General features: G+C 69.3%; 22 protein-coding genes. 8 read left to right on the top strand and 14 right to left on the bottom strand.

The genetic code is table 11. From position 1 onward, the window contains the following. Positions 1 to 30 precede the first annotated feature (30 nt). Positions 31 to 378, top strand: a complete 348-nt coding sequence (locus RIB45_RS02270; protein WP_350048339.1) for a hypothetical protein — start codon at positions 31 to 33, stop codon at positions 376 to 378. Positions 379 to 607: 229 nt separating this feature from the next. On the opposite strand, the gene RIB45_RS02265 is transcribed toward RIB45_RS02270, so the two are convergent. From RIB45_RS02265 to RIB45_RS02245, 5 genes are all read right to left on the bottom strand, one after another. After that, positions 608 to 1,759: a DUF1513 domain-containing protein gene (locus RIB45_RS02265; RefSeq protein WP_350048337.1), complete on the bottom strand. Its 1,152-nt coding sequence runs from the start codon at positions 1,757 to 1,759 to the stop codon at positions 608 to 610. Next, positions 1,740 to 2,843 carry an imelysin family protein gene (locus RIB45_RS02260; protein WP_350048335.1) on the bottom strand — a complete coding sequence of 368 codons (1,104 nt, stop codon included), beginning with the start codon at positions 2,841 to 2,843 and terminating at the stop codon, positions 1,740 to 1,742. Before RIB45_RS02260 ends, RIB45_RS02265 begins: the two co-directional genes overlap by 20 nt. Continuing rightward, the gene (locus tag RIB45_RS02255) at positions 2,840 to 4,330 is read right to left on the bottom strand and encodes a di-heme oxidoreductase family protein (RefSeq protein ID WP_350048333.1); all 1,491 of its coding nucleotides are present in this window, start codon (positions 4,328 to 4,330) and stop codon (positions 2,840 to 2,842) included. The genes RIB45_RS02260 and RIB45_RS02255 overlap by 4 nt, the downstream gene beginning before the upstream one ends. Before the next feature lie 95 nt (positions 4,331 to 4,425). Continuing rightward, positions 4,426 to 5,688, bottom strand: coding sequence for an imelysin family protein (locus RIB45_RS02250; protein ID WP_350048331.1), 1,263 nt, complete (start codon positions 5,686 to 5,688; stop codon positions 4,426 to 4,428). Positions 5,689 to 5,987: 299 nt separating this feature from the next. Continuing rightward, the gene (locus RIB45_RS02245) at positions 5,988 to 6,344 is read right to left on the bottom strand and encodes a hypothetical protein (RefSeq protein WP_350048329.1); all 357 of its coding nucleotides are present in this window, start codon (positions 6,342 to 6,344) and stop codon (positions 5,988 to 5,990) included. 195 nt (positions 6,345 to 6,539) lie between these two features. Here RIB45_RS02245 and RIB45_RS02240 point away from each other — a divergent pair, with 195 nt between their 5' ends. The 6 genes from RIB45_RS02240 (at position 6,540) to RIB45_RS02215 (ending at position 13,294) form a co-directional block, all read left to right on the top strand. Next, positions 6,540 to 7,685: an aromatic ring-hydroxylating oxygenase subunit alpha gene (locus RIB45_RS02240; RefSeq protein WP_350048327.1), complete on the top strand. Its 1,146-nt coding sequence runs from the start codon at positions 6,540 to 6,542 to the stop codon at positions 7,683 to 7,685. 4 nt (positions 7,686 to 7,689) lie between these two features. Next, positions 7,690 to 8,847, top strand: coding sequence for an aminomethyl transferase family protein (locus RIB45_RS02235; RefSeq protein WP_350048325.1), 1,158 nt, complete (start codon positions 7,690 to 7,692; stop codon positions 8,845 to 8,847). An 18-nt stretch (positions 8,848 to 8,865) separates the two neighbouring features. After that, positions 8,866 to 9,216 (top strand): cupin domain-containing protein, encoded by a 351-nt coding sequence (locus RIB45_RS02230; RefSeq protein ID WP_350048323.1) that lies wholly within the window; start codon positions 8,866 to 8,868, stop codon positions 9,214 to 9,216. Then, the gene (locus RIB45_RS02225; RefSeq protein WP_350048320.1) at positions 9,213 to 10,511 is read left to right on the top strand and encodes a pyridoxal phosphate-dependent decarboxylase family protein; all 1,299 of its coding nucleotides are present in this window, start codon (positions 9,213 to 9,215) and stop codon (positions 10,509 to 10,511) included. Before RIB45_RS02230 ends, RIB45_RS02225 begins: the two co-directional genes overlap by 4 nt. Further along, on the top strand, positions 10,504 to 12,201 hold the full coding sequence (gene betA / locus RIB45_RS02220; protein WP_350048318.1) for a choline dehydrogenase: 1,698 nt from the start codon (positions 10,504 to 10,506) through the stop codon (positions 12,199 to 12,201). Before RIB45_RS02225 ends, betA begins: the two co-directional genes overlap by 8 nt. 70 nt (positions 12,202 to 12,271) lie before the next feature. Continuing rightward, on the top strand, positions 12,272 to 13,294 hold the full coding sequence (locus tag RIB45_RS02215) for a GlxA family transcriptional regulator (RefSeq protein WP_350048316.1): 1,023 nt from the start codon (positions 12,272 to 12,274) through the stop codon (positions 13,292 to 13,294). Positions 13,295 to 13,927: 633 nt separating this feature from the next. Here RIB45_RS02215 and RIB45_RS02210 read toward each other — a convergent pair. Further along, positions 13,928 to 14,335, bottom strand: coding sequence for an HMA2 domain-containing protein (locus RIB45_RS02210; protein ID WP_350048314.1), 408 nt, complete (start codon positions 14,333 to 14,335; stop codon positions 13,928 to 13,930). Positions 14,336 to 14,486: 151 nt separating this feature from the next. On the opposite strand from RIB45_RS02210, the gene RIB45_RS02205 reads away from it, so the two are divergent. Then, on the top strand, positions 14,487 to 14,906 hold the full coding sequence (locus RIB45_RS02205; protein WP_350048312.1) for a hypothetical protein: 420 nt from the start codon (positions 14,487 to 14,489) through the stop codon (positions 14,904 to 14,906). Positions 14,907 to 14,953: 47 nt separating this feature from the next. Here RIB45_RS02205 and RIB45_RS02200 read toward each other — a convergent pair whose 3' ends face one another. From RIB45_RS02200 to RIB45_RS02165, 8 genes are read right to left on the bottom strand one after another with little or no spacing between them, the layout of a single operon-like run. After that, positions 14,954 to 15,352 (bottom strand): hypothetical protein, encoded by a 399-nt coding sequence (locus tag RIB45_RS02200; protein ID WP_350048310.1) that lies wholly within the window; start codon positions 15,350 to 15,352, stop codon positions 14,954 to 14,956. Positions 15,353 to 15,366: 14 nt separating this feature from the next. Next, positions 15,367 to 17,478, bottom strand: a complete 2,112-nt coding sequence (locus RIB45_RS02195) for a heavy metal translocating P-type ATPase (protein ID WP_350048308.1) — start codon at positions 17,476 to 17,478, stop codon at positions 15,367 to 15,369. 29 nt (positions 17,479 to 17,507) lie between these two features. Further along, the gene (locus RIB45_RS02190; RefSeq protein ID WP_350048306.1) at positions 17,508 to 17,879 is read right to left on the bottom strand and encodes a hypothetical protein; all 372 of its coding nucleotides are present in this window, start codon (positions 17,877 to 17,879) and stop codon (positions 17,508 to 17,510) included. Between the two features lies 1 nt (position 17,880). After that, a complete protein-coding gene (locus RIB45_RS02185; RefSeq protein ID WP_350048304.1) occupies positions 17,881 to 18,234 on the bottom strand; it encodes a magnetosome protein MamC family protein in 354 nt (117 codons plus the stop codon). Next, on the bottom strand, positions 18,231 to 18,776 hold the full coding sequence (locus tag RIB45_RS02180; protein ID WP_350048302.1) for a hypothetical protein: 546 nt from the start codon (positions 18,774 to 18,776) through the stop codon (positions 18,231 to 18,233). The genes RIB45_RS02185 and RIB45_RS02180 overlap by 4 nt, the downstream gene beginning before the upstream one ends. 41 nt (positions 18,777 to 18,817) lie before the next feature. Continuing rightward, on the bottom strand, positions 18,818 to 19,144 hold the full coding sequence (locus RIB45_RS02175; RefSeq protein WP_350048300.1) for an HMA2 domain-containing protein: 327 nt from the start codon (positions 19,142 to 19,144) through the stop codon (positions 18,818 to 18,820). A gap of 25 nt (positions 19,145 to 19,169) precedes the next feature. Further along, positions 19,170 to 19,778 (bottom strand): hypothetical protein, encoded by a 609-nt coding sequence (locus tag RIB45_RS02170; protein WP_350048298.1) that lies wholly within the window; start codon positions 19,776 to 19,778, stop codon positions 19,170 to 19,172. Next, positions 19,762 to 19,983, bottom strand: coding sequence for a FeoC-like transcriptional regulator (locus RIB45_RS02165; RefSeq protein ID WP_350048296.1), 222 nt, complete (start codon positions 19,981 to 19,983; stop codon positions 19,762 to 19,764). The genes RIB45_RS02170 and RIB45_RS02165 overlap by 17 nt, the downstream gene beginning before the upstream one ends. Positions 19,984 to 19,994: the final 11 nt, after the last annotated feature.

Raw genomic sequence — 19,994 nt, 5'->3', positions numbered from 1 at the left:
TCCCCAAGCACCTCCTGAAAGGACCACGAAATGACGTTGACGATTTTCTGCCTGATCGCACGTTTCGCCATGACCGTAGCGAGTCTGGTCGAGGAGCGGACCGGCTCTGAGGCGCTCTCCACGCTACTCGAGGGCAACAAGATCGAAGCCCGTTTCGATCTGACGATCCCCGCCGTTACCTTTGTCCTAATGCATCGCGGCGAGGAGATCGACTTGGGCGTGGGCGTGGCGTTCTTTGAACTCTACATGACGGACTTCGAGAGCGCCGGGATCAATTGGATTCTCGACTTGGCGGATGACGCGGTCATGACCGCCGCTGAGTACCTAGAAGCCCTGCGAGAGGAGAACCGCCGCCTGGCGAACGAATTCCAATTCTGAGCACCTTATCAGGGGTCGGGCGGGGCGCACGCGCCCGACCCCGTCTCACGCGAAAGGCGCTTCTTGGCCCAGAAACGGACGCATGCAGCCCTGCCGACCATCGGCAGGGAATAGCCACGATCGGAAGTCGCCAATTGTAGGGGGAGCGCTCTTCCGAATGTGTGGAGAGACGGCGGGGCGTCGGCGCCGTAGTTTCTAAGGGCGCGCAACGGGCGAGGTCGACCATGGATCAAACGCGCGGGCCGGCGGCCAGGTGATTGTCCCACATAGCGCTTTCGGCGCGCGGAGCGGCCAGGTTGCGCAGGCGCGGCCCCGTTGCGTCGACATCCAGCGCATAGAGCCGCCCGGTCCCGCTGCTGGCGAAGAAGCCGCCGTCGCGCGTCTCGTCACGGGCGAGGCCGCAGATGTCGGCCGCCGCGACGGCGCCCACGGCTGTCCCGCGCGCCAGATCCAAACCGACCACCACCCCGCCGCGCGGACTGGCGAGGGCGGCGAAGCGGCCGCGTCGGTCGACGGCGACGCTGCCGACATACCGCTTCAGGCGCCGCGTGTCCGCCGGCCCGAGCGGCGCCACGGACAAGGCCCCGCCCCCGGCGGGCCAGACGGCGGCGAGCGGGGCGTCGCCGCCCGGCCTCCCCTCGTCCTGGCCGCCGACGATGACGGTTCCATCCGGCGCGGCGTCCATATGGCGCAGGCTGACCTTGTGCAGGGTTGGGTCGAGCGCGGCGCCGGCCAGCACCCGTCCGTCCGACAACCTGATGCGCCGCAGATTGGGCCGCATGGTCGCGAGGTTCAGCTTCGCGCGGCCGTGATCGGGGTGGGTGAGAATGCCGCCGTTCGCGACCGTGACGCTCCCGCCCCCGGGGTCGAGGAGCAGCTGATGCGGCCCGGCGCCGTCGCAGTCGCGTTCGGCGATGCGGCGGCGGCCAGCCACGTCCCACAGACCCAGCACGCCGCGCCCGGCCTCGAAATCGTTTTCGGTCGCGACCAGCGTCCGCGCATCCGCCGTGAAGACGGCGTGACCTTGAAAATGCCGGTCCGGCGGGCTTTCCAGCAGGCCGAGGAAGCGCGGGGCGCCGAGATCGAAGAGCGCGATGAACCGCCCCGGCCGGCGCGCCGGCACGGCCGCGAGCCGCCCATCCGCCGACAGCGCCGGCCCATGCCCCCGTCCCGGCAGAATGTGGTCGAGCGTCAGACGCCCGGCCCCGTCCAGGATCACCGCCCGGTCGCGACCGTCGGCGCCGCGCGCGCAGCCGATCACAAGGCCTGGCGCCCGCCCGTCGCCGGGCGCCGCGAAAGCCGGCGCGCCCAGGCTGAGGCCGAGCCCGGCCCCCGCCAGCCCGCGAAGCAGGGCCCGGCGATCAATCCCCGTCGAGCGCATTGAACCCCATCGTCAGTCCCAAAGCGGCGGCGAGATCGCCCTCCACCGCCCCGCGGGCGGAGGCGATCTGATCGCGCAGCAGCACCAGATCGACATAGCCGCCCTCCTGCGCCAGCGCATCGGCGAAGGCGGGGCCGATCCGCGCGGCCCGCGCTTCCGCGTCGCGCAACCCGCGTTGGATGCGATCGGCCGCGTCCGATTGACGCGCGGCGCGCAAGACCGCCGCCATGCTGTGCGGATCGGCCCCCGCGCCGTAGAACAGGCGCCGCGCGGCCGCAAGATTGATCGACAGGTTGCGCAGCGACCGATCGGCCCGCCAGCTTTCAGCGAGCCGCGGGCGCATCGCCTCCGGCCGGTCGCCCAGCACGGGGTTGAGCTTAAGCAGGATCGCAGCCTCCAGCCCGCCGGCGAGGGCGCCGTGCAACGCGCGCAGCACCTCGCCCGCATCGCGGTAGGCCGCATTGTCCGGGCCGGGGTTCAGCATGGCCGTGCGATGCGCGGGCCACTCTTCCATGACGGCCGCGCCGATCGCGGCCAGATTGCGGGCGATCGCGGCGACCAGGCGGCGGCGGAAGTCGGCTTCCTCCCCCGCGGTCGACAGCGTGTCGGCGTCCTCGAACAACAGCCGCTCCAAGGCGGGGAAGCCCTGCACCGCGATGGAATAGGCGGCGAAGCGCTCCGGCGCCAACGCCTCCTCGTCGGCGGCGGCGATGAAGCGGCCGAGATGCCGAGCGGTCAGGTTGCGCTTGTCCGGCCAGAACTGGACGCGGAAATGCCGCTCCTCCTCCGCGATCGGCCCGATCCGGACCGCCTGCACCGCCTGCCAGGCGTCCATCGCGGCGTGATAGCCGGCGCGCAGATCATGGAGCGCGGCGCCCGGCGCGTCGGCCGTCTCGGCGAAGGCGGCGGCCGTTTCAGCGAAGACCTGATAGTCCGGGATCAGCACCCGATCGATCGCCGCCTGGGCGATGCGCAGGGCGAGATCGGACGACGGGTTCGCCGCGGTCTCCGCCCGCGCCAAGCGGCTCAGCGACCAAGCCCCCGGCAGCGCCAGCGCGCCGGCCAGAAACGCCCGACGCCTCATAGCGAGTTCAAGAAGGCCAGCAACGCCTCCCGCTCCTCTGTCGTCATCGCGCGGACGGCCTCGCGCGACGGCTCCGCCTCGCCGCCGTGCCACAGGATCGCCTCCAGCAGGCTGCGCGCCCGCCCGTCATGCAGGAAGTTGGTGTGGCCGTTCACCGCCTCCGTCAGGCCGATCCCCCAGAGCGGGGCGGTGCGCCACTCCCGCCCGTTGGCGCGGCCTTCGGGCCGGTTGTCGGCCAGCCCCTCGCCCATGTCGTGCAGCAGCAGATCGGTGTAGGGCCAGATCGTCTGCTCGCCGAGCCAGGGATTCTCCGCGGAGGCGGCGGTCGTCCAGCGCGGCGTGTGGCAGGCCGCGCAGCCGGCGTCAGCAAACAGCTTCTTGCCCGCCAACACCTGCGGGTCCTTCGGATTGCGGCGCGCCGGGACGGCGAGGTTCTGGGAATAGAACCGCACCAGATCGACGATCTGTCCGTGCGCTTCCAGGTTCGCGTAGCGCTCTGTGGCGCCGCTCGGCGCGGCGCGGCAGGGGTCCTGCGCCGCCGTGCAGTCGCCGTAGGCGTCGGGAAACAGCGGGACCGAGATGCCGATGTCCCCGTTGAAGGCGCTCTGGGTCTGCTCGTCGATCGACGGCGCGCCCGCCTTCCAGCCGAAGCGGCCGAGCGCGAGACGCTCGTGCTTATGGCTCCAGACTTCGTTAGGCCGGCCGGAAATCCCGTCCCCGTCCGCGTCGTCCGGATCGGCCTGGGCGCGGATAGCCGCCTCCGGAATGAGTTCGAGCAGGCCGAGGCCGATCATCTGCGGCGCGATGCGCGGAGAGAGCATGACGTCCTCATCCATCGGTCCGTAGCCAAGGTCGGTCGCGCTGTAGGTCGGCGCGCGCAAAGAAACCGTCTCGCCGTCGGCCAGGGTGACGGGGATCTCCTCATACTCGATATGCATGCGCCCTTCGGCCGGGACGCCGGCGACCGAGAAGTCCTGCAGCTGGCCGCCGTATGTCGGCTCCTTGATGACGTTGACGCGCCCTTCGGCGAGCAGCCGGCGATCCTCCTCGGTCTGCGGCGGGATCGAGAGGCGAAGGAACATGCTGACGGCCGTGTCGTCCGGATAATTGCCGGCCGGCGGATGGCCGCGGCCGTCCTTCAGATGGCAGCGCTGACAGGCCTTTGCGTTGAAGATCGGTCCGAGCCCATCCGCCGCCTGCGTCGAAGACGGCGCGGAGCCCCAGATCCGCTTGAAGAACCCGTTGCCGATCTTGAAGTCGAGCTCCCTCTCGAACGGCATGTTCGCGCTGGAATGCGAGAAAGCGTTCCGATCGAGCGCTTTGTCGCTGGTCGCCGCCCCGCCCGGACGATCCTCGCCCGGCTCGAAAACCGCTATCGGCAGAGGCTGGGCGGCCTCAGCGACGACATACTGGACAAGCCAGACCGCACTCAAAGCCAGCGCGGCGACGATCGCCCACGGAGAGAACTTCACCAATCTCATCAGCATAAGGCGTCCCCTAGCGCGCGCCGGCCGCCGCAATCAACGCTTCAGTCGGCGGGCGACCGCGGCCCAAGGTCGCGTACGCCCGCCGATCGGCAGACTCACTGCATGACGGCGGCCGGGTCGTCGAGGCTGTCCGACCCCTCGATGCCGACGCCTTCGACCTGCAGCGCGGCGGCGGCCCGCTCGATCGCCTTGGTCTGGGTCAGCAGGCTGGTCACCGCGGCGTCGATCTTGGCGTTGCCGTCGGCGTTGCCGGGCGCCAGCAGCACGTCGTAGGGACGCCCCGCCATGGCCTCATCGACCAGCACCTGCATGTGCGCGACGGAATTGTCGAGCGCGGCGGCGAGCGCGTTCCGCTCCGCCTCCGGCAGAAGGTCCGCAAGACCCGGCCCTTCCGTCACGGCGCCGTCCGGCCCGACATACCGGCCGTGAAAGACGTTCCGCATCCCGACCGCGTTGTAATAGTGCGAGTAGTGTGTGTTGTCCGAGAAGCAGTCGTGCTCCTCCTCCGGATCGTGCAGCATGAGGCCGAGCTTCATGCGCTCGCCCGCCAGCTCGCCGTAGCTGAGGCTGCCCATGCCGGTCAGCATGGCCACGAGGCCGGAGGCCGGATCGTCGACCACAGCGGCCCGGGCTTCGCCGCCCTCGGCCCACTGGGCGGTGATCCATTCGAGGTCGGAGATCAGCAGGTCGGTCGCCGCCTCGAGGTATTCGCCGCGCCGATCGCAATGGCCGTGGGTGCAGTTCTCCAGGTCGAAGTCGGTGGCGGGACGGGCGCCGGCGCCGGGCTCGACGCCGTTCAGATCCTGCCCCCACAGCAGGAACTCGATCGCGTGATAGCCGGTCGCGACGTTGGCCTCGATCCCGTCGACCTCATGCAGTTCATCCTGCAGCAGGCTGGCGTCGATGACGGAGGCGTCGATCGTCCGGCCGCTCAGCTGCAGCTGCTCATTGGCGATCACGTTGGCGGTGTAGTAGCGGTTGGCGTCCGACATGTCGCCGTAGAAGTCGCGCGCCACATAGTCGATCATCCCCTCGTCGAGCGGCCAGGCGTTCACCTTGCCCTCCCACTCGTCGACGATGACGTTGCCGAAGCGATAGACCTCGGTCTGCTGGTAAGGAACGCGGGCGGCGCGCCAGGCCTCGCGGGCCGCGGCCAGCGTGAGTGCGTTCGGCTCGGCCAAAAGCGCGTCCACCTTCTCGCCGAGGGCGCGCGCGGTCTCCAGCGAATCCTGGTACTTGGCGTGCGCGATGTCGGCGTAGGTTTCGACGACCGAGGCCGGCTCCGCGGCGACTGCCGGGCCTGCGCCGAGCGCGGCGGCGACGGCGAGCGCCGTCATCAGTCCGCTTCGCTTGTTCATAAGATGACTCCTGATCATTCACGATGTTTCAGACGGTCGGAGCGTGGGCGTTTCGCTTGAGAATGTCAATGCGACGCATTCTCATTCTCATTTAAACCGTTCCTTGGAAAGGTCTCCGCCGGGAGAACGGGCCGTCGACAAGACAAGATCCTTTTCCCGACAGATCTCTCTTCGGGCGTTCCAGCGCGCGCATGGCGCCGGCTTCTCCGCGCCGTCTGCGTCATGGAGCCTGTGTTATCGAAAAAAACGGCCGGGCGATCGGTCGCCGCCCGGCCGTCCCGCGTAATGCGGCGCGCTGATCAGAAGTCGTTCGGGTTTCCGGGGACGATCGTGCCCGTTCCGTCCGTCTCGCCGTCCTTCACCCACGTCACCTGGTCGCCGTCGATCGCGACGCTCCAGCAGGTGGCGGGATCCTCGCCATAAGCAAAGCACATCCGATCGCCGTCGACGGACCACGCGCCAGTATAGCCGTCGCCCTTGATCGTCTCGTCGGCGGCGTAGAACTCCGTATAGGCGCCGGCGTCGATCATGGAGCCTTGAACGGTGTTGCCGCTGATCGCCGCGCGGATCTCCGCGCCGCTCGCCAAGTGATCGTCGGCCGCCGCGCTCGACGCGGCGATGAGGGTCAGGGCCAATCCGGCAAGCAGTCGCTTCATGGGTTTCTCCTTCTTGCGATTGTCGACGGAGAAGCACCTATCTCGACGGCGCCGTCGGACAAAGCCGTACCTCTCGCCTTCCCGCCACGCCCCGGGACTGCGACAAAGTTTGGCGCATTCGATCAAGCGCCGCGCCGGCGCTCCGTCATGATCGGCCGCGACGAGAGAGAACCAATCGCCAGACGGGAGGACGCCATGTCAGGCACGGCAGCAACGCCCGCCTTGTCCGAGGCCGGGTATCAGCGCCTGCACCTTTCCCCCGCGCACTACTTCGATGGAGACATCTTCGACCGGGAGCGAGACCGCATTTTCTTCCGCGAATGGTGCTTCGCGGGCCATATCAGCGAGCTCGCCGAGCCCGGTGATTTCATCGTCTGCGATCTGCTCGACCAAAGCGTCGTGCTGACGCGCGGGCGCGACGGCCGTCTCCGCGGCTTCCATAATGTGTGTCAGCATCGCGGGAACCGGCTTGTCGCGGAACGATCTGGACGCGGCAAACGCAGCTTTACCTGCGGCTATCACTGCTGGTCCTACGATGAGGCCGGGAGATTGCGCCACGCGCCGCGCCAAGAGCAGGTCGGAGCGTTCGACCGCTCTCGGTACGACATCCCGCCGGTGCAGGTCGAAGAGGTCGGCGGCTTCGTCTTCTTCAACCTGGACCCCGAAGCGTCGCCCCTCGCCAAGCGCATGGACGGCTTTGAGGCGGAGCTTCGCCGCCTCCTGCCGGACGTGGACAGGCTGCAGCCGACACATGCCTGCGAAACGACGATCGCGGCCAATTGGAAGATCGTCATGGACAACAACATCGAAGCCTATCACCTCCAGTTCTCCGGTCCCGAACACCGGGCGCTGGCCAATGCGATCGAACTCGACGCGTTCGAGTTCACGCCGATGGGCTCGTGGTGGCGTTACACCGCGCCGGCCGCCCAGACGGCGCAAAGCGCCTACGGCGCGCCGGTGAGCGAGGCGGCGCGCGAGCGCTATCCGACCTTCGTCAATTTGACGGCTTGGCCTTTCACGACCTTCTTCCGCCTTCCTTTCTCGGCCTACGTGGGCGCCTTCGTCATTCTACCCCTGGGCCCGGAAGAGTCGTTGCTGCGGGTCGCCTTCTACCGCGATGACGGCGAAGACACAGCGCTAGACCAGGCGAGCGTCGTGTGGATCGCCGACCAATTGGGGCCCGAGGACGTGGGCTTGAACGTCTCGACCCAGCAAGGATTGCGCTCTCACGGATTTCGCGGCGGCCGCTACATGATCGATCCCGCCACAGGTCCTCTGAGCGAGCATCTCGTGCAGGCCTTCCACGCGAATGTGCTTGCGGCGCTGAATGAGGGAGACTGACGCCATGACCGCTTCGCCGAAACCGAGTCTTCCGACGGGCGACCTCGTCGCGCCCGCCTTCGACTACTGGATTCGGAAGTCCCCCTTCTTCGAGAAGACGCTGGAGGCGGGATGCACCAGGTTCTCCGTCGCCGAAGGCGCCTATTATCCGATCCAGTACGCCTCGCCGCTCGCCGAATACGAGGCGATCACCGAGCGCGCGAGCCTTTGGGACGTGCCCGCCGAAAGCCCGATCGAGGTGCGCGGACCGGATGCGGCCGCCTTCCTCGAATGGGCGCAGCCGCGGGACCTCTCACGCGTGACGGTCGGGGCTTGTCGCTACATCGTCTGCACGAACGAGGACGGCGGGCTCGTCTTCGATTCCGTGCTGTTGAAATTGGCCGAAGATCGGTTCTGGCTCAGCGGCTCGGCCGATTGGCTGCGCGGGCTGGCGGTCGGCCGCGGGTTCCGGGCCGAGATCTTCCAGACCGAAGTCTCGCCGCTGCAACTGCAGGGTCCGCGCTCGCGCGCGGTGTTGCAGGCCTTCGGCGTCCCCGGGATCGCGGATCTGAAAGTCTATCGCTTCCTCGAGGCGACGGTGGACGGCGTTCCGCTCATCGTAACCCGGACGGGCTGGAGCGGCGAGCTCGGCTTCGAGATCTATCTGCGGGACAACGACAAAGCGGGAGCGCTTTGGGATCGCCTGCTGGAGGCCGGACGTGCTTTCGGGTTGAACGTCACGGCGTCCTCCGAGATGCGGCGGGTGGAGGCGGGAATCCTCAATTACGGCACCGACTTCGCCGAAGCCGATACGCCCTACCATGTCGGGCTCGGCCGGCTCGTCGACCTCGACAAACCGCATGACTTCGTCGGGCGGTCGGCGCTGCGCCGCCTGGCGGGCGCGCCTTTGGCGCGGCGCCTGACCGGCCTTCTGTTGGAGGACGCGCCGAGCGCGCCGTTCGAGTCGCCGTGGCCCGCGCGGCGCGATCAGGCGCCGATCGGCGCCGCCTCGGTCGTCGTCTACTCCCCCGCCCTTGATCGCTGGATCGGCCTGGCGATGCTGGATGCGGCGACGATCGACGAGGCCACGTCGTTCGAACTCCTTTCGCCGGCCGGGCCGGTAGCCGCCATACCCGCGGAAATCCCGTTCATCGATAAGGATCGCGCGCGGATGCGCGCCTAAGGGGGTGGAGCGACGACGATGATGCGAGCCGTGCGAATAGACGACCCCGACACGTTCCTCGCCGAAATCGGCGAGAAGGCCGTCCGCGCGGGCGGCGCGGCGCCTGATGAGCGCGAACGCGCGCTGATCGAGCGCCCGTCCACCGGCGTTCGGGTCGGCGCATGGGAGGCGGGCGCCTACGAGGAGGCCTACGAGTCCTATCCGGTCGACGAATTCATGGTCCTGATCGAGGGAACCGTCGCCCTCGACTACCCGGACGGCGCAAGCCAGGTTTTCGGCCCCGGCGCGGCGTTTCTGTTGCCGAAGGGCTTTCGCGGCGTCTGGCGCCAAGAGGAACGGGTGGTGAAATATTTCACGATCGTCCCATGAGCACGACGCTCTCGCCCGACGAGGTGTTAAGGGCGTTTCTGAGCGGCGGTTGGAACGCCGGCGACGCTCTTGCGGAGATCGGCGCCCTGCATGCGTGCGACCTTGCGGCGGTCTCGCAACAGGCCGGGCAGTTCTCCTGCTGGGCGCAGGCGCCGACGGCGCTGGGCGACGACTCGTTGGCGACGCTCGGGCGCGCCGCCGCTTATCATTTCGGGGCCAAGAGTCTCTTTTATCAGGCGGTGTTGCCCAGCCTCGACCACATTGCCGACAGCGTGCTCGCAATGACGCGCGCCCTCGCCGACTTCCCGCAAGGCCAACCGGGTACGCTTACGCTCGGCGGCACGGAGAGCAACCTGCTGGCTTGCTTGGCCGCCCGGGAAGCCCATCGCCGCAACGGCCGCAGAGGCCGTATGCGTCCGAATATCGTCATGTCGCAAACAGCCCATCCGAGCTTCGGCAAAGCCGCGCATCTTTTCGGGATGGAGGTCCGCCGGCTCCCGGTCGGCGCCGCCTTCACCACGCCCGCCGCCGCCTTCGCCGAGCATGTGGACGCCGACACGGCGCTTATCGTCGCGTCCGCGCCGGACTATTCTTTCGGCCTCTATGACGACGTCGCAGATCTTTCGACCCTGGCCGTGGAGCGGGACGTCTGGCTTCACGTCGACGCGGCCGTGGGCGGCACCCTGACAGCCCCGTTGCGCACCCTCGGGGAGCCTTTGCCTCCGGTCGACTTCTCCAGCCCGGGAATTCGCTCCATCTCGATCGATCTGCACAAGCACCTCGGCGCCCCGATGGGGATCGGCGCGCTCTTCACTCGCAGCGCGGCGGATGCGAAATTGCACGGTTACGATGAAGATCTCTGGCCGGCGGGGCCGATGTCGTCCGCCATTCTCAATGGCGGGCGTTCGGCGGGCCCCGTCGCCGGCGCTTATGCGGTCCTACGGCATCTCGGGCTCGCCGGCTGTCGTGAGATCGCCGCGACCGTCCGGAAGCGGCGCCGGCGCCTGCAGGACGCGCTGCGGGAGATCCCCGGCGCGTCGATCCTGGGCGATCCGCGATGCTCCACCCTCGCCGTACGGTTCGACGGCGCGGAGCCGGGTCAGACGGCCGCCGCCATGGCTTCCCGCGGTTGGCGGTTGAACCGTCTGAAAAGACCGCCGGCGCTGCATTTCATCGTCGACGCCTTTCCCGACGAGAGCGTGATCGACGCCCTCGCGGCGGATCTCTCACACGCGGTGGCGGCCGTGTCGCGGGGTGTGCGCTTCGCAGAATTGGAGGAGGCCCGCTATGGCTGAGAGCGACCCGAGCGAGAGCTTCGACTACGTGATCGTCGGGGCCGGCACAGCCGGGTCGATCCTGGCGGCGCGGCTGACCGAGGACGCGGGCGTCACGGTCTGTCTCTTGGAGGCCGGAGGATCGGACCGCAGCATCTGGACGCGCATGCCGGCGGCGCTGTCTATCCCGATGAACATGAAGCGCTTCGACTGGGGCCTCTACACCGAACCGGAGCCGCACATGAACGGCCGGCGGGTAAAGCTGCCGCGCGGCAAAGGGCTAGGCGGCTCGTCGACGATCAACGGCATGTGCTACGTGCGGGGAAACCCGCTCGACTACGAAGGATGGGTCGAACAGGGCGCGGCCGGATGGGGGTACGCCGACGTGCTGCCCTACTTCAAGCGCGCCGAGACATTCGCCGGCGGGGCCGACGACTGGCGCGGCGGCGACGGCCCCCTGAAGACGAGACGCGGCACGCTGACCAACCCGCTTTGCCACGCCTTCATGCTGGCCGGCGCCCAGGCCGGCTACCCCCTCAGCGCGGACATGAACGGCGCGCAGCAGGAAGGGTTCGCCCCGATGGACATGACGGTCCATGAGGGCGAACGTTGCAGTCTGGCGCGCGCTTATCTGCGCCCCGCGATGCGACGCGACGCGCTGGCGGTTAAGATGAAGGCCCAAGCCGAGCGAATCCTCTTCGACGGGCGCCGCGCGCAAGCCGTCTCCTACCGTCAAGGCGGCCGGCGCCGGCGGGCGTCGGCTCGTCGGGCCGTCATCCTGTGCGCCGGTGCGATCATGTCACCGCATCTTCTCAAGCTCTCGGGCGTCGGCCCCGCCTCAGAACTTCAGGCCCACGAGGTGAGCGTCGTCCATCACTCCCCCGGCGTCGGCGAGAACCTGACCGACCATCTGGAAGTCTACCTGCAGCAGGCGTGCGTGCAGCCTGTCTCGCTGTCCCCGGCCCTGTCGCTTTGGGGGCGCGCGGCCGTCGGGATCAGATGGCTTTCGACGCGCAGCGGCTTGGGCGCCTCGAACCATTTCGAGGCCGGGGCCTTCATCCGCTCGCGCGCCGGCGTTCGCTTTCCAGATATTCAGTATCATTTTCTGCCGATCGCCATGTCCTCCGACGGGAAATCGTTCCACAAAGGGCATGGCTTCCAGGTCCATGTCGGGCCGAAGCGATCGAAGAGCCGCGGCTGGGTGCGCCTGAACGGTCCCGCGCCGGAGGCGCCGCCGCGCGTGCGCTTCAACTATCTCTCCCATGACAGCGACCTCGAGGTTTTTCGGGCGTGCGTAAGACTGACGCGGGAGATCTTCGCCCAGCCGGCCTTCGACCCGTTTCGCGGCGGTGAACTCTCCCCCGGGCCGGACTGCGTGACGGACGATGCGATAGACGCCTTCGTACGCGACAAGGCGGAAAGCGCCTATCACCCCTCCGCAACGTGCCGGATGGGCGGCGCGAAGGACCCGCGCGCCGTCGTATCCCCTGAGTTACGCGTTCACGGCCTGGAGGGCCTCTTCATCGTCGACGCCTCCGTGATGCCGGAAGCGACGAGCGGCGACCTCAACGCACCGACCGCGATGATCGCAGAGCGCGCGGCCGATCTGCTTCGCGGCCGCCCGCTTCCGCGCGAGGAGGGCGCCCGCTTCGTCGCGACGCCGACATGGCGAGAGGAGCAACGCCCGGGCGCGCCGCTGAGGCGCGTCTGAGCGGTCGCCGGCCCGACCCTCGCGCACCCGGCGAGAGATCGGTCGCCCGCCCCGGCGAGCCCGCGTTATCATGCGCATCGTCGACCGCGACCACGATAAAGGACCTAACGTGCCAAGCCCGCAGCGTCCCTGCAGGGTCGGGGTCTTCCTGACGCCCGACTTCACCCTTATGACCGCCGGCCTCTTGCTGGACCCGATGTCGATCGCGAACTGGCTGTGCGATCGGCCGGTCTTCGAATGGCGCACGCTCTCGGTCGACGGCGACCCGGTGCGCGCCTCGAACGGCGTTCCGGCGCCGGTGGACCGATCGCTCGCCGAAGCGGGAGAGCTGGACACGGTCTTCGTCGTCGCCGGATTCGACGCGAAGCGCCTTTCAGCTTCCGAGGAGACGCTCAAATGGCTGCGCCGTCAGGCGCGCTTCGGCGTCGAGGTCGGCGGAGTCGAGGCCGGCGCGGAAATTCTGGCCGCCGCCGGCCTGCTGGACGGCGTGGTGGCCTCGGTTCACTGGGACAATCTCACCGGCTTTCGCGAACGCTACCCCGGCGTCCTCGCCTCGCCGCGGCTCTATGCGCTGTCGCCGGGCCGTCCGACCTGCGCCGGGGGCGCGGCGGCCGGAGATATGATGCTGCGCTGGATCGAGCGTCGGATCGGCGCGCGCGACGGCGAGCGGCTGCGAAAGATGCTGCTGCATGCGCCCGTCCGCTCGGCCGACGCCCTGCCGGAGGATCGGAACCTCGCCGCGCCGTCGACGCGCTCGCAGGCTCTGGGCCGCGCCGTCGCTGCAATGGCCGACAGCCTTGAGACGCCGCTTGCACTGAGCGAGATCGCGCGCCGCGCCGAGGTCGCCCGCCGCACGATGGAACGCGCCTTCCGACGCGAGACGGGGATGAGCCCGCTCGAATACTATCGCGCCCTCAGGCTGCGCGAGGCGCACCGTCTGCTGCAGCAGACGGACCTGCCGGTGACCGAGATCGCCGTCGCCGTGGGCTACAGCTCGCCCGAGCACTTTTCGCGCGCCTACAAACGCCTCTTCAAGGTCACGCCGCGCAGCGACCGAGCGCAAGTGATGGACGCGCCCGTCTCGCCGATCTGAAAGATGGCTGCGACGCTCGTGCGCCGAGCACACATCTGTGTCCCCAAAGACACATCACGTTTCTTCCGAAAGGCGTCACGACCGGGCGTGCTGTCCTGAGCCGACAATCGTCTGCAAGATGGGTCATTTCGGACAATCGGACCTGCATACGACAAGCCCGACTGACGCGCCCTGTCGCTACACGGGTTCCCGATGATTCTCTCCCTCTTTTCTCCGGTTTCGCACAGCACTCCCTGCCCCATATGACCCGCTGGACTGCGTGCTTCCGATGCGACATACTCTTGTGACGAGGCCGTCGCCGGCGTCGAGAAAACGGGAGATTCCTGCGGTTTCGGGAGATCAGGTTGCGTCCTAGTCCCCCAGCCCTGCGCCGCCGGTTTTTTGATTCTCTCCCAAAATTCAATGATTTAGGCGACGGCGCCCGAAGCTGAACGGGCTGCTGTAACAAGGCGCTGTGACGTCTTCCTGTAGCAGCCCAGCAGAAGGAATCCATGCGGCGGCGGCTCGTGAGACGAGGCGACGTCTACGGCGACCCGCGCGACGGGCGCCAGCCCGACCTCATCGCAAGCGAAGGGCGCCTACTAGAGCGCTTTGCGCTCTCGGCATCCAGACCGCCGTCCGACGCCGGACGAATCAGGAGCGCGCGCCGAGCAGGGAGGAGATCGAGTAGCTGACGCCTTTGTTGACCAACACGCTGAGCGCCATCTTGCCGATCTGACCGATCAGCGGGTCGGCGCCGAGCGCGGGGGCGCGGCGCGGGCGCGCGCGGCGGACCGCGGGAACCGGCGCGGCGCCGGGACCGGCCGGGGCCGGCTTCAACGCGAACTCCCGGTCGATGAAGGCGAGGATGTGGGCTGCGTCCGTCTGCTCCGCATCATAGGCGACGGTGACGCTGGCGGCCTTGGGGTTCAGCCGCACGTCGCGCACGCCGTGCAGCGCACGCAGCCGGCGCAGCACGAAACGCCGCGCCGCGCCCTCATGACGGAAGCCGGCGCGGCGAACGCGCAGACGGCCCGGGACGTGATGGTGGTAGTCGGTCATCGACGGCGCTCCGCTCAGGCGGACGGCCGATCACCCTAGCCCCAGATCAGGGCGACAAACGGCGGCGTCCGCGCTCTTTCGACGATTGACAGCATATTGCGAGTGGATATCATTCGCAACCTCAATCCACCGGTTGGAGCGACGCCTTTCCATGATCGTCAGCACCGTCCAGGGTCGCATTCGCGTGCGCGCCCCGCGTCTGAAGTCCGCCCGGTTCGGGCGCGAAGCCGTCGAGGCGGCCGCCGCTCTGGATGGCGTTCTGGAGGCCCGGCACAACCGCGGCGCCGGCTGCCTGATCGTCAGCTACGACCCGCAAACGGTGGAGACGGAGGCGTTGGAGGACCAGCTGGAGGCGATCTGCACCGAGCGGGCGGAGGCGGTGCGCGCGGGCCGCTCGCCCCTGTCCCGGCGCCTGAACCAGGCGACGAAGGTCGGCATGATGGCCTCGCTCGCCACGTCGCTGACCTACGGCTTCCTCGGCCGGAAGAAGGAGCACATCGCCTTCGGCACGGTCTTCGTGGCGCTGGCCGGCGCGCACATGGTCCGCTATCAGCGCACGCTGGTGCGCTGAGCCGATCCGCCTTCGCCGATCAACTCTCGCCAATCAGCTCTCACCAATCAGCTCTCGCCGCCAGGCGGCGGCCCTTCCTTGGCGGCCGGCTGCTGGGCGGCGGCCTTCTTCGCCGACGCCTTCTTCGCCGACGCCTTCTTAGAGCCGGACTTCTTGACCCCCGCCTTCTTGACGGCGGCTTTCTTGGCCGCGCCTTTCTTGGCCGTCGATTTCTTCGCCGCCGTCTTCTTGGCCGCCGTTTGGGTCGACGACGCCCCGCCGCCGCGCAGATCGCGGAAGGCGCCACTGACGCTTGAGGAGACGTCGTCGGCCGCCTGTCGCGCCCTGTCCGGCAGGTCCTGCGCCGTGCGCTTCACCGCGGCGCGCAGCTTCTGATCCCGGTAAAGCGCGACGCCCAAGCCGCCGAGCACGGCGCCGGCGACGAAGGGAATGAGGGGTATCGGCATGGTCTCTCCTTTCTTCAGACTTTCTCGGCGGGGCCGGACAGCCCGCGCAGGGCGCGCAGGAGCAGCCCCACGGTCGTCCCATTATGCAGAACCGCCGTCGTCACCGGCGACAACGCGCCCAAGGCCGCGCCCAGCATGACGCCGGTGTTGATCCCGATCGCCGCCTTGTAGTTGGTGGCGACGAGGCCCATCGTCCGGCGCGCGGTCTCAAGCGCCTCCACCAGCAGGTCGAGCCGATCCTCCAACAGCATGGCGTCCGCCGTCGCGCGGGCCAGATCCGCGCCGCGCGCCATGGCGACGCCGACGTCGGCGGCGATCAGCGCCGGTCCGTCATTGACCCCGTCGCCGACGAAGGCGACGCGGCGCCCCTCGGCGCGCAGTTGCTCGATCACGCCGGCCTTGTCCTCCGGCGCCTGCTCGGCGAACACTTCGTCGAGGCCGAGCTGCGCGGCCAGCGCCTCGGCCCGCACCGCGCTGTCGCCGGTCAGCATCACAAGATGATTGACGCCCCTTTCCCGCAGCGCGGCGAGGACCGCCGGCGTCTCCGCCCGCACGCTGTCGCTCAAGGCGATCATGCCGATCGGCTCCGCGGGCGTGCCGACGTAAAGGATCGTCTTGCCTTCGCTCTGCAGCGCCTCGATGCGCGATTCGAAAGGAGCGAAGGACAGGCCTTCATGGTCTTCCAGGAAATGTCGGCTGCCGATCAGCAGCCGGTCGCCGCCCATCGGGCAGCTCATGCCGTGGGCGACCAGATACTCGACCTCGCCGTGGTCGACATGGTTGAGCCGCTCCTGCTTCGCCTTGCGCACGACGGCCTCGGCGACCGGGTGGCTGGCGTGCTCCTCGATCGAGGCGGTCATCGCCAGCAGCCGGTCGCGCGGCCAGCGCGCCTCGTCCAGCACGACGACGTCGCTGACCTCCAGGCTGCTGTTCGTCAGCGTCCCCGTCTTGTCGAAGACGACGGTGTCGATCTCCGCCAGCCGCTCGATCGCCTCCCCGCCCTTCAGCAGGATCCCGGCGGCGGCCGCATGGTACATGCCCGACTTGAAGGCGAGCGGCGTGCCGAGCTTCAGCGCACAGGAGTAATCCACCAGAAAGACCGAACTCAGCCGGCGCTGGTCGCCGGTCAGCAGATAAATCAGCCCGCCGGCGCCGAGCGTCAGAAGCACCCGCTGGTCGGCCAGCCGCTCCGCCATCCGCTGGGTGGGGGAGGAGCGCTCCAGCGATTCGTCTATGAACCGCGCGATGCGCGCCGTCGTGGTGTCCTCGCCGACGTGGCGGGCCTCGATGCGCAGGCGGCCGTCCTCAACTACGGTGCCGGCGATGACGCGGTCCATCACCTCCTTGCGCACCGGCATCGGCTCCCCGGTGATCGAGGATTGGTTGACCAGCGCCGTCCCGTCGATGACCAGCCCGTCGACGGCGATGCGCTCGCCGACGCCGGTCTCGACCCGCTCGCCGGCCTGGATCTCGTCGTCGGGGATCTGGATCAGGCGCCCCTCGCGCTCGACCCAGGCCATGACCGGCTCCGGGCGGATCAGCCGGCGCAGCATGCGGTTCGACTGACGCTCGGTGCGCGTCTCCAGATAGGCGCCGAGCTGCATCAGCAGTTCGGTGATGTTGGCGGTGACGTACTCCCCGCGCGCGGCCGTCAGGCCGACGGCGATCGCGTCCAGCACCTCGATCTTCACGCCGCGGTTGATCAGGGCCTCGCCGCCGGCCGCGACGGTGCGGAAGAGGTTCACGAAGGTCAGCGCCCGCAGCGCCCAGACCGGCAGGAAGGGCGAGGCCGCGATCAGGGCCGCCGTGGTCAGGACCGGCCCCAGATCGCCGCTCGCCGACGGCTCGGACTCGCCGACCGGCAGACGGCGCCGGCGCAAGGCGGCGATGGCGGCGCAGATGCGCGCGCGCGTCTGCGGGTCGCCGTCATAGTGCAGCACCACCGAGCGCGCCCGGCGGTTGATGCGCAGGCTCTCGACGCCGCGGATCTGCTCCAGCCAGGTCTCCAGCCAGGAGAAGTCGACCAGCGGGTCGCCCAGGAACCGCTCACGGAACCGCAGCCGGTCGGGCGTCTCGTGCACCGGCCGGGCGACATCGTCCAAAAAGGCGCCTGCGCTCGCGTCCATCGCGTTCCAGGGCGACCCTCAGGCCGGCCTCACTCCGCCCCGTCGTCGACGTCGCCGTAGACCTGGGCGGCGTGCAGTTCGGCCTCGGCGTCGCGGAACCGCTCCTTCATCTCCTCGACGCCGCCTTGGACGACGGTCCAGACCTTCACCGCGCCCTTGATGGCGGCGTCCTGAACGGCGGGATTGCTCAGCATGTAGGCCGCCGCCGCGCCGACCAGCGCGCCGGTGACGAAGCGCTGGTTCAGCACCGGCCGCGGCGCAGCCCCTTGCGCCGTCTGCGGCGCGCCGTAGGCGTAAGGCGCTTGCGCGTAGCCGCCGTACGCGTAGGGGGCGGGCCACGCGTACGGCCCGTAGCCGTATCCGTAGCCGTAGGGCGGCGGCGGAAAATGCCCGTGATGCATGTCAGCGCCCCTCCTCGGCCTTGGGCGTCTCGGTCAGGGCGTAGGTGACGGCCGCGCCCGTCGCCAACGCCGTGAGCAGCGAGACCACAGGGCCGCCGCCCAACGTCCGGGCCACGGCGGTCGCGGCCGTGTTGGCGGCGGCGACCGTGGCGCCGGCCTTGGCCATGTCGGCGGCGGCGGCGCGCATCGTCGTGCCGCCGTCGCGCATCCGGTGCAGATGGACGGCCGCGGCGCCGGCCGCCCCGATCAGCGCGCCGGTCTGGGCGGCGTGCAGCAACTCGCGCATTTCCTGGCCGCGGGCGTCATGCGGGGCGCGCGCGCCCCAGCCCGTCAGGGCGTTGTAGTGCTGGGTCATGCCGGACGTTCCTCCTCGCTTGCATCCTCGTCATCGGCCGCGGCGCCGCCGCTCTCTGCGTCGTCGGGCGCTTCCTCGCCGCCGAGGCCCGCCTTCATCGCGCCGGCCGCCTTGGCCGCGCCCGTCATCAGGCTGTCGCGCAGATCCTCGTTGGTCATCAGCAGCACGACGGCCGCGCCGACCAGCGCGCCCTTCCAGAACTCCCCGTCGCTGACATTCAGGAACTGCTTCAAGCCGCCGAGGCCGTTCTGCTCGGCGGCCTGCTCCATCGCCGCCATGAAGGGATCGGGTCCCGGCGCACCCTGCTGCTGGCCATAGGGGGCATAGCCGGGGGGCGGATAGCCGGGGGGCGGCCATCCCGGCGGCGGTCCGGGCGGGTAAGCCGGATGGACGCCGGGATGAGGGGGCGGCGGATGCCAGCCGGCGCCCCAGGGCGGAACCTGCGCGTAGGGCGGCGCCCCCCAGCCTGGGGGCGGGCCGCCCCATCCGGGACCCGGGCCGCCCGGCCCGCCTGCGCCGCCGGTGGGATCATGTTCGGTCATGGCTCTCCTCTTCCCTCAGGCGCATCTTTGCGCCGGCCTTATCAAGTCTCCACCGCGCCGCCGAGCCAGCCGCCCAGCAACGCGCGCGCCGTCTCCTCGTCGGCGGTCAGCAGCCGATCCCACTCCTTGGGCGGCAGCCGGGCCGGATCGTAGGCGATCACTGCGGAGCCGGCGGCAGCGTTGACCCGCACGTCCTTAACCCCGTCGAGCGCCGCCAGGATGCGATCGAAAGCCGCCCGGTCGACAGCCTTCGCCTCCTTCAGCGCGGAGGCCGCCAGGCGCACCCGAATGCGGCCCGGCACATGATGCGCGACGCTCACATGCCGGCGCAGCGCCAGGAAGGGGGTCAGATCAGGCGTCGCGGTCACGGATGGTTTCCTCCTCCCTGCGCCCTCAACCCTCGGCCGTCAGCGCGGCGATGACGGCGCGGGCGAAAGCGGCGTCCTCAGGCAGGGCGGCGGCGTCGCCGGCGGTGTAGATCTCAAGCCCGACATAAAGCGGCGGCGCCGCGGCCCACAGATCGCGCGGAACCCAAGTGTGCGCGATCCCGTCCAGGTCCGGCGGGCGGGCCTCCAACGGACCGTCGGCCTCGTCGACGATCTTGATCAGGCGCACCCGCTCCTTCAGACCCCGCGCGGCCAGCCGCGCCCCCGCCGCGCGCAGGAAGGCGGCGTCATGGCAATAGAGGTCGGCGGCGGCGCCCTCGGCGTCGCGACCGCAATGCAGGTCGATCAGAATCGACGCCCGACGGCGGGTCTCCTGGCGCAGCTGCCGATAGATTTCGTGATGCGCCGTCTCGGAATAGAAGCGGCGGTTGGGGGCCGAACAGGCGCGCGGCACGCCTTCGGGGATGCGCAGGATCTCCGGGGCCTCGCCCTCCAGCCCGGCGGCCACGGCGTCGCCGAAGGCCAGTTCCTCGCGATGCACCCCGATCACCAGAATCGCGTCCCGGCTCGTAGAGTCGGCTGCTCCCGGCGGCGCACGCTCACTCGCTCCACTCATAGATCTCCGGCCCCCCGACCGAACAGCCGCCGCACGCGCGCCGGCAGGCGCCCGCGTCGGAGACTTTGGCGACCTTTCCCTTTGCAACCCATTTGCGGAGCATACCGCGCAACGCGTCAGGATGCTTGTCAAACCGCGCCGCCATATCGTCGAGGGTCGCCCGGCGATGGGTGCGGAGATAGTCGCGCAACTCGGACAGGATCATCGACCGCGCCC

The organism is Marivibrio sp., from assembly GCF_040218065.1.
In the GTDB taxonomy this organism is placed as follows: Bacteria; Pseudomonadota; Alphaproteobacteria; order UBA8366; family Aestuariispiraceae; genus Marivibrio.
Note: the sequence above shows the minus strand (reverse complement) of the source record. Positions and strands in the feature narration are given on the sequence as shown.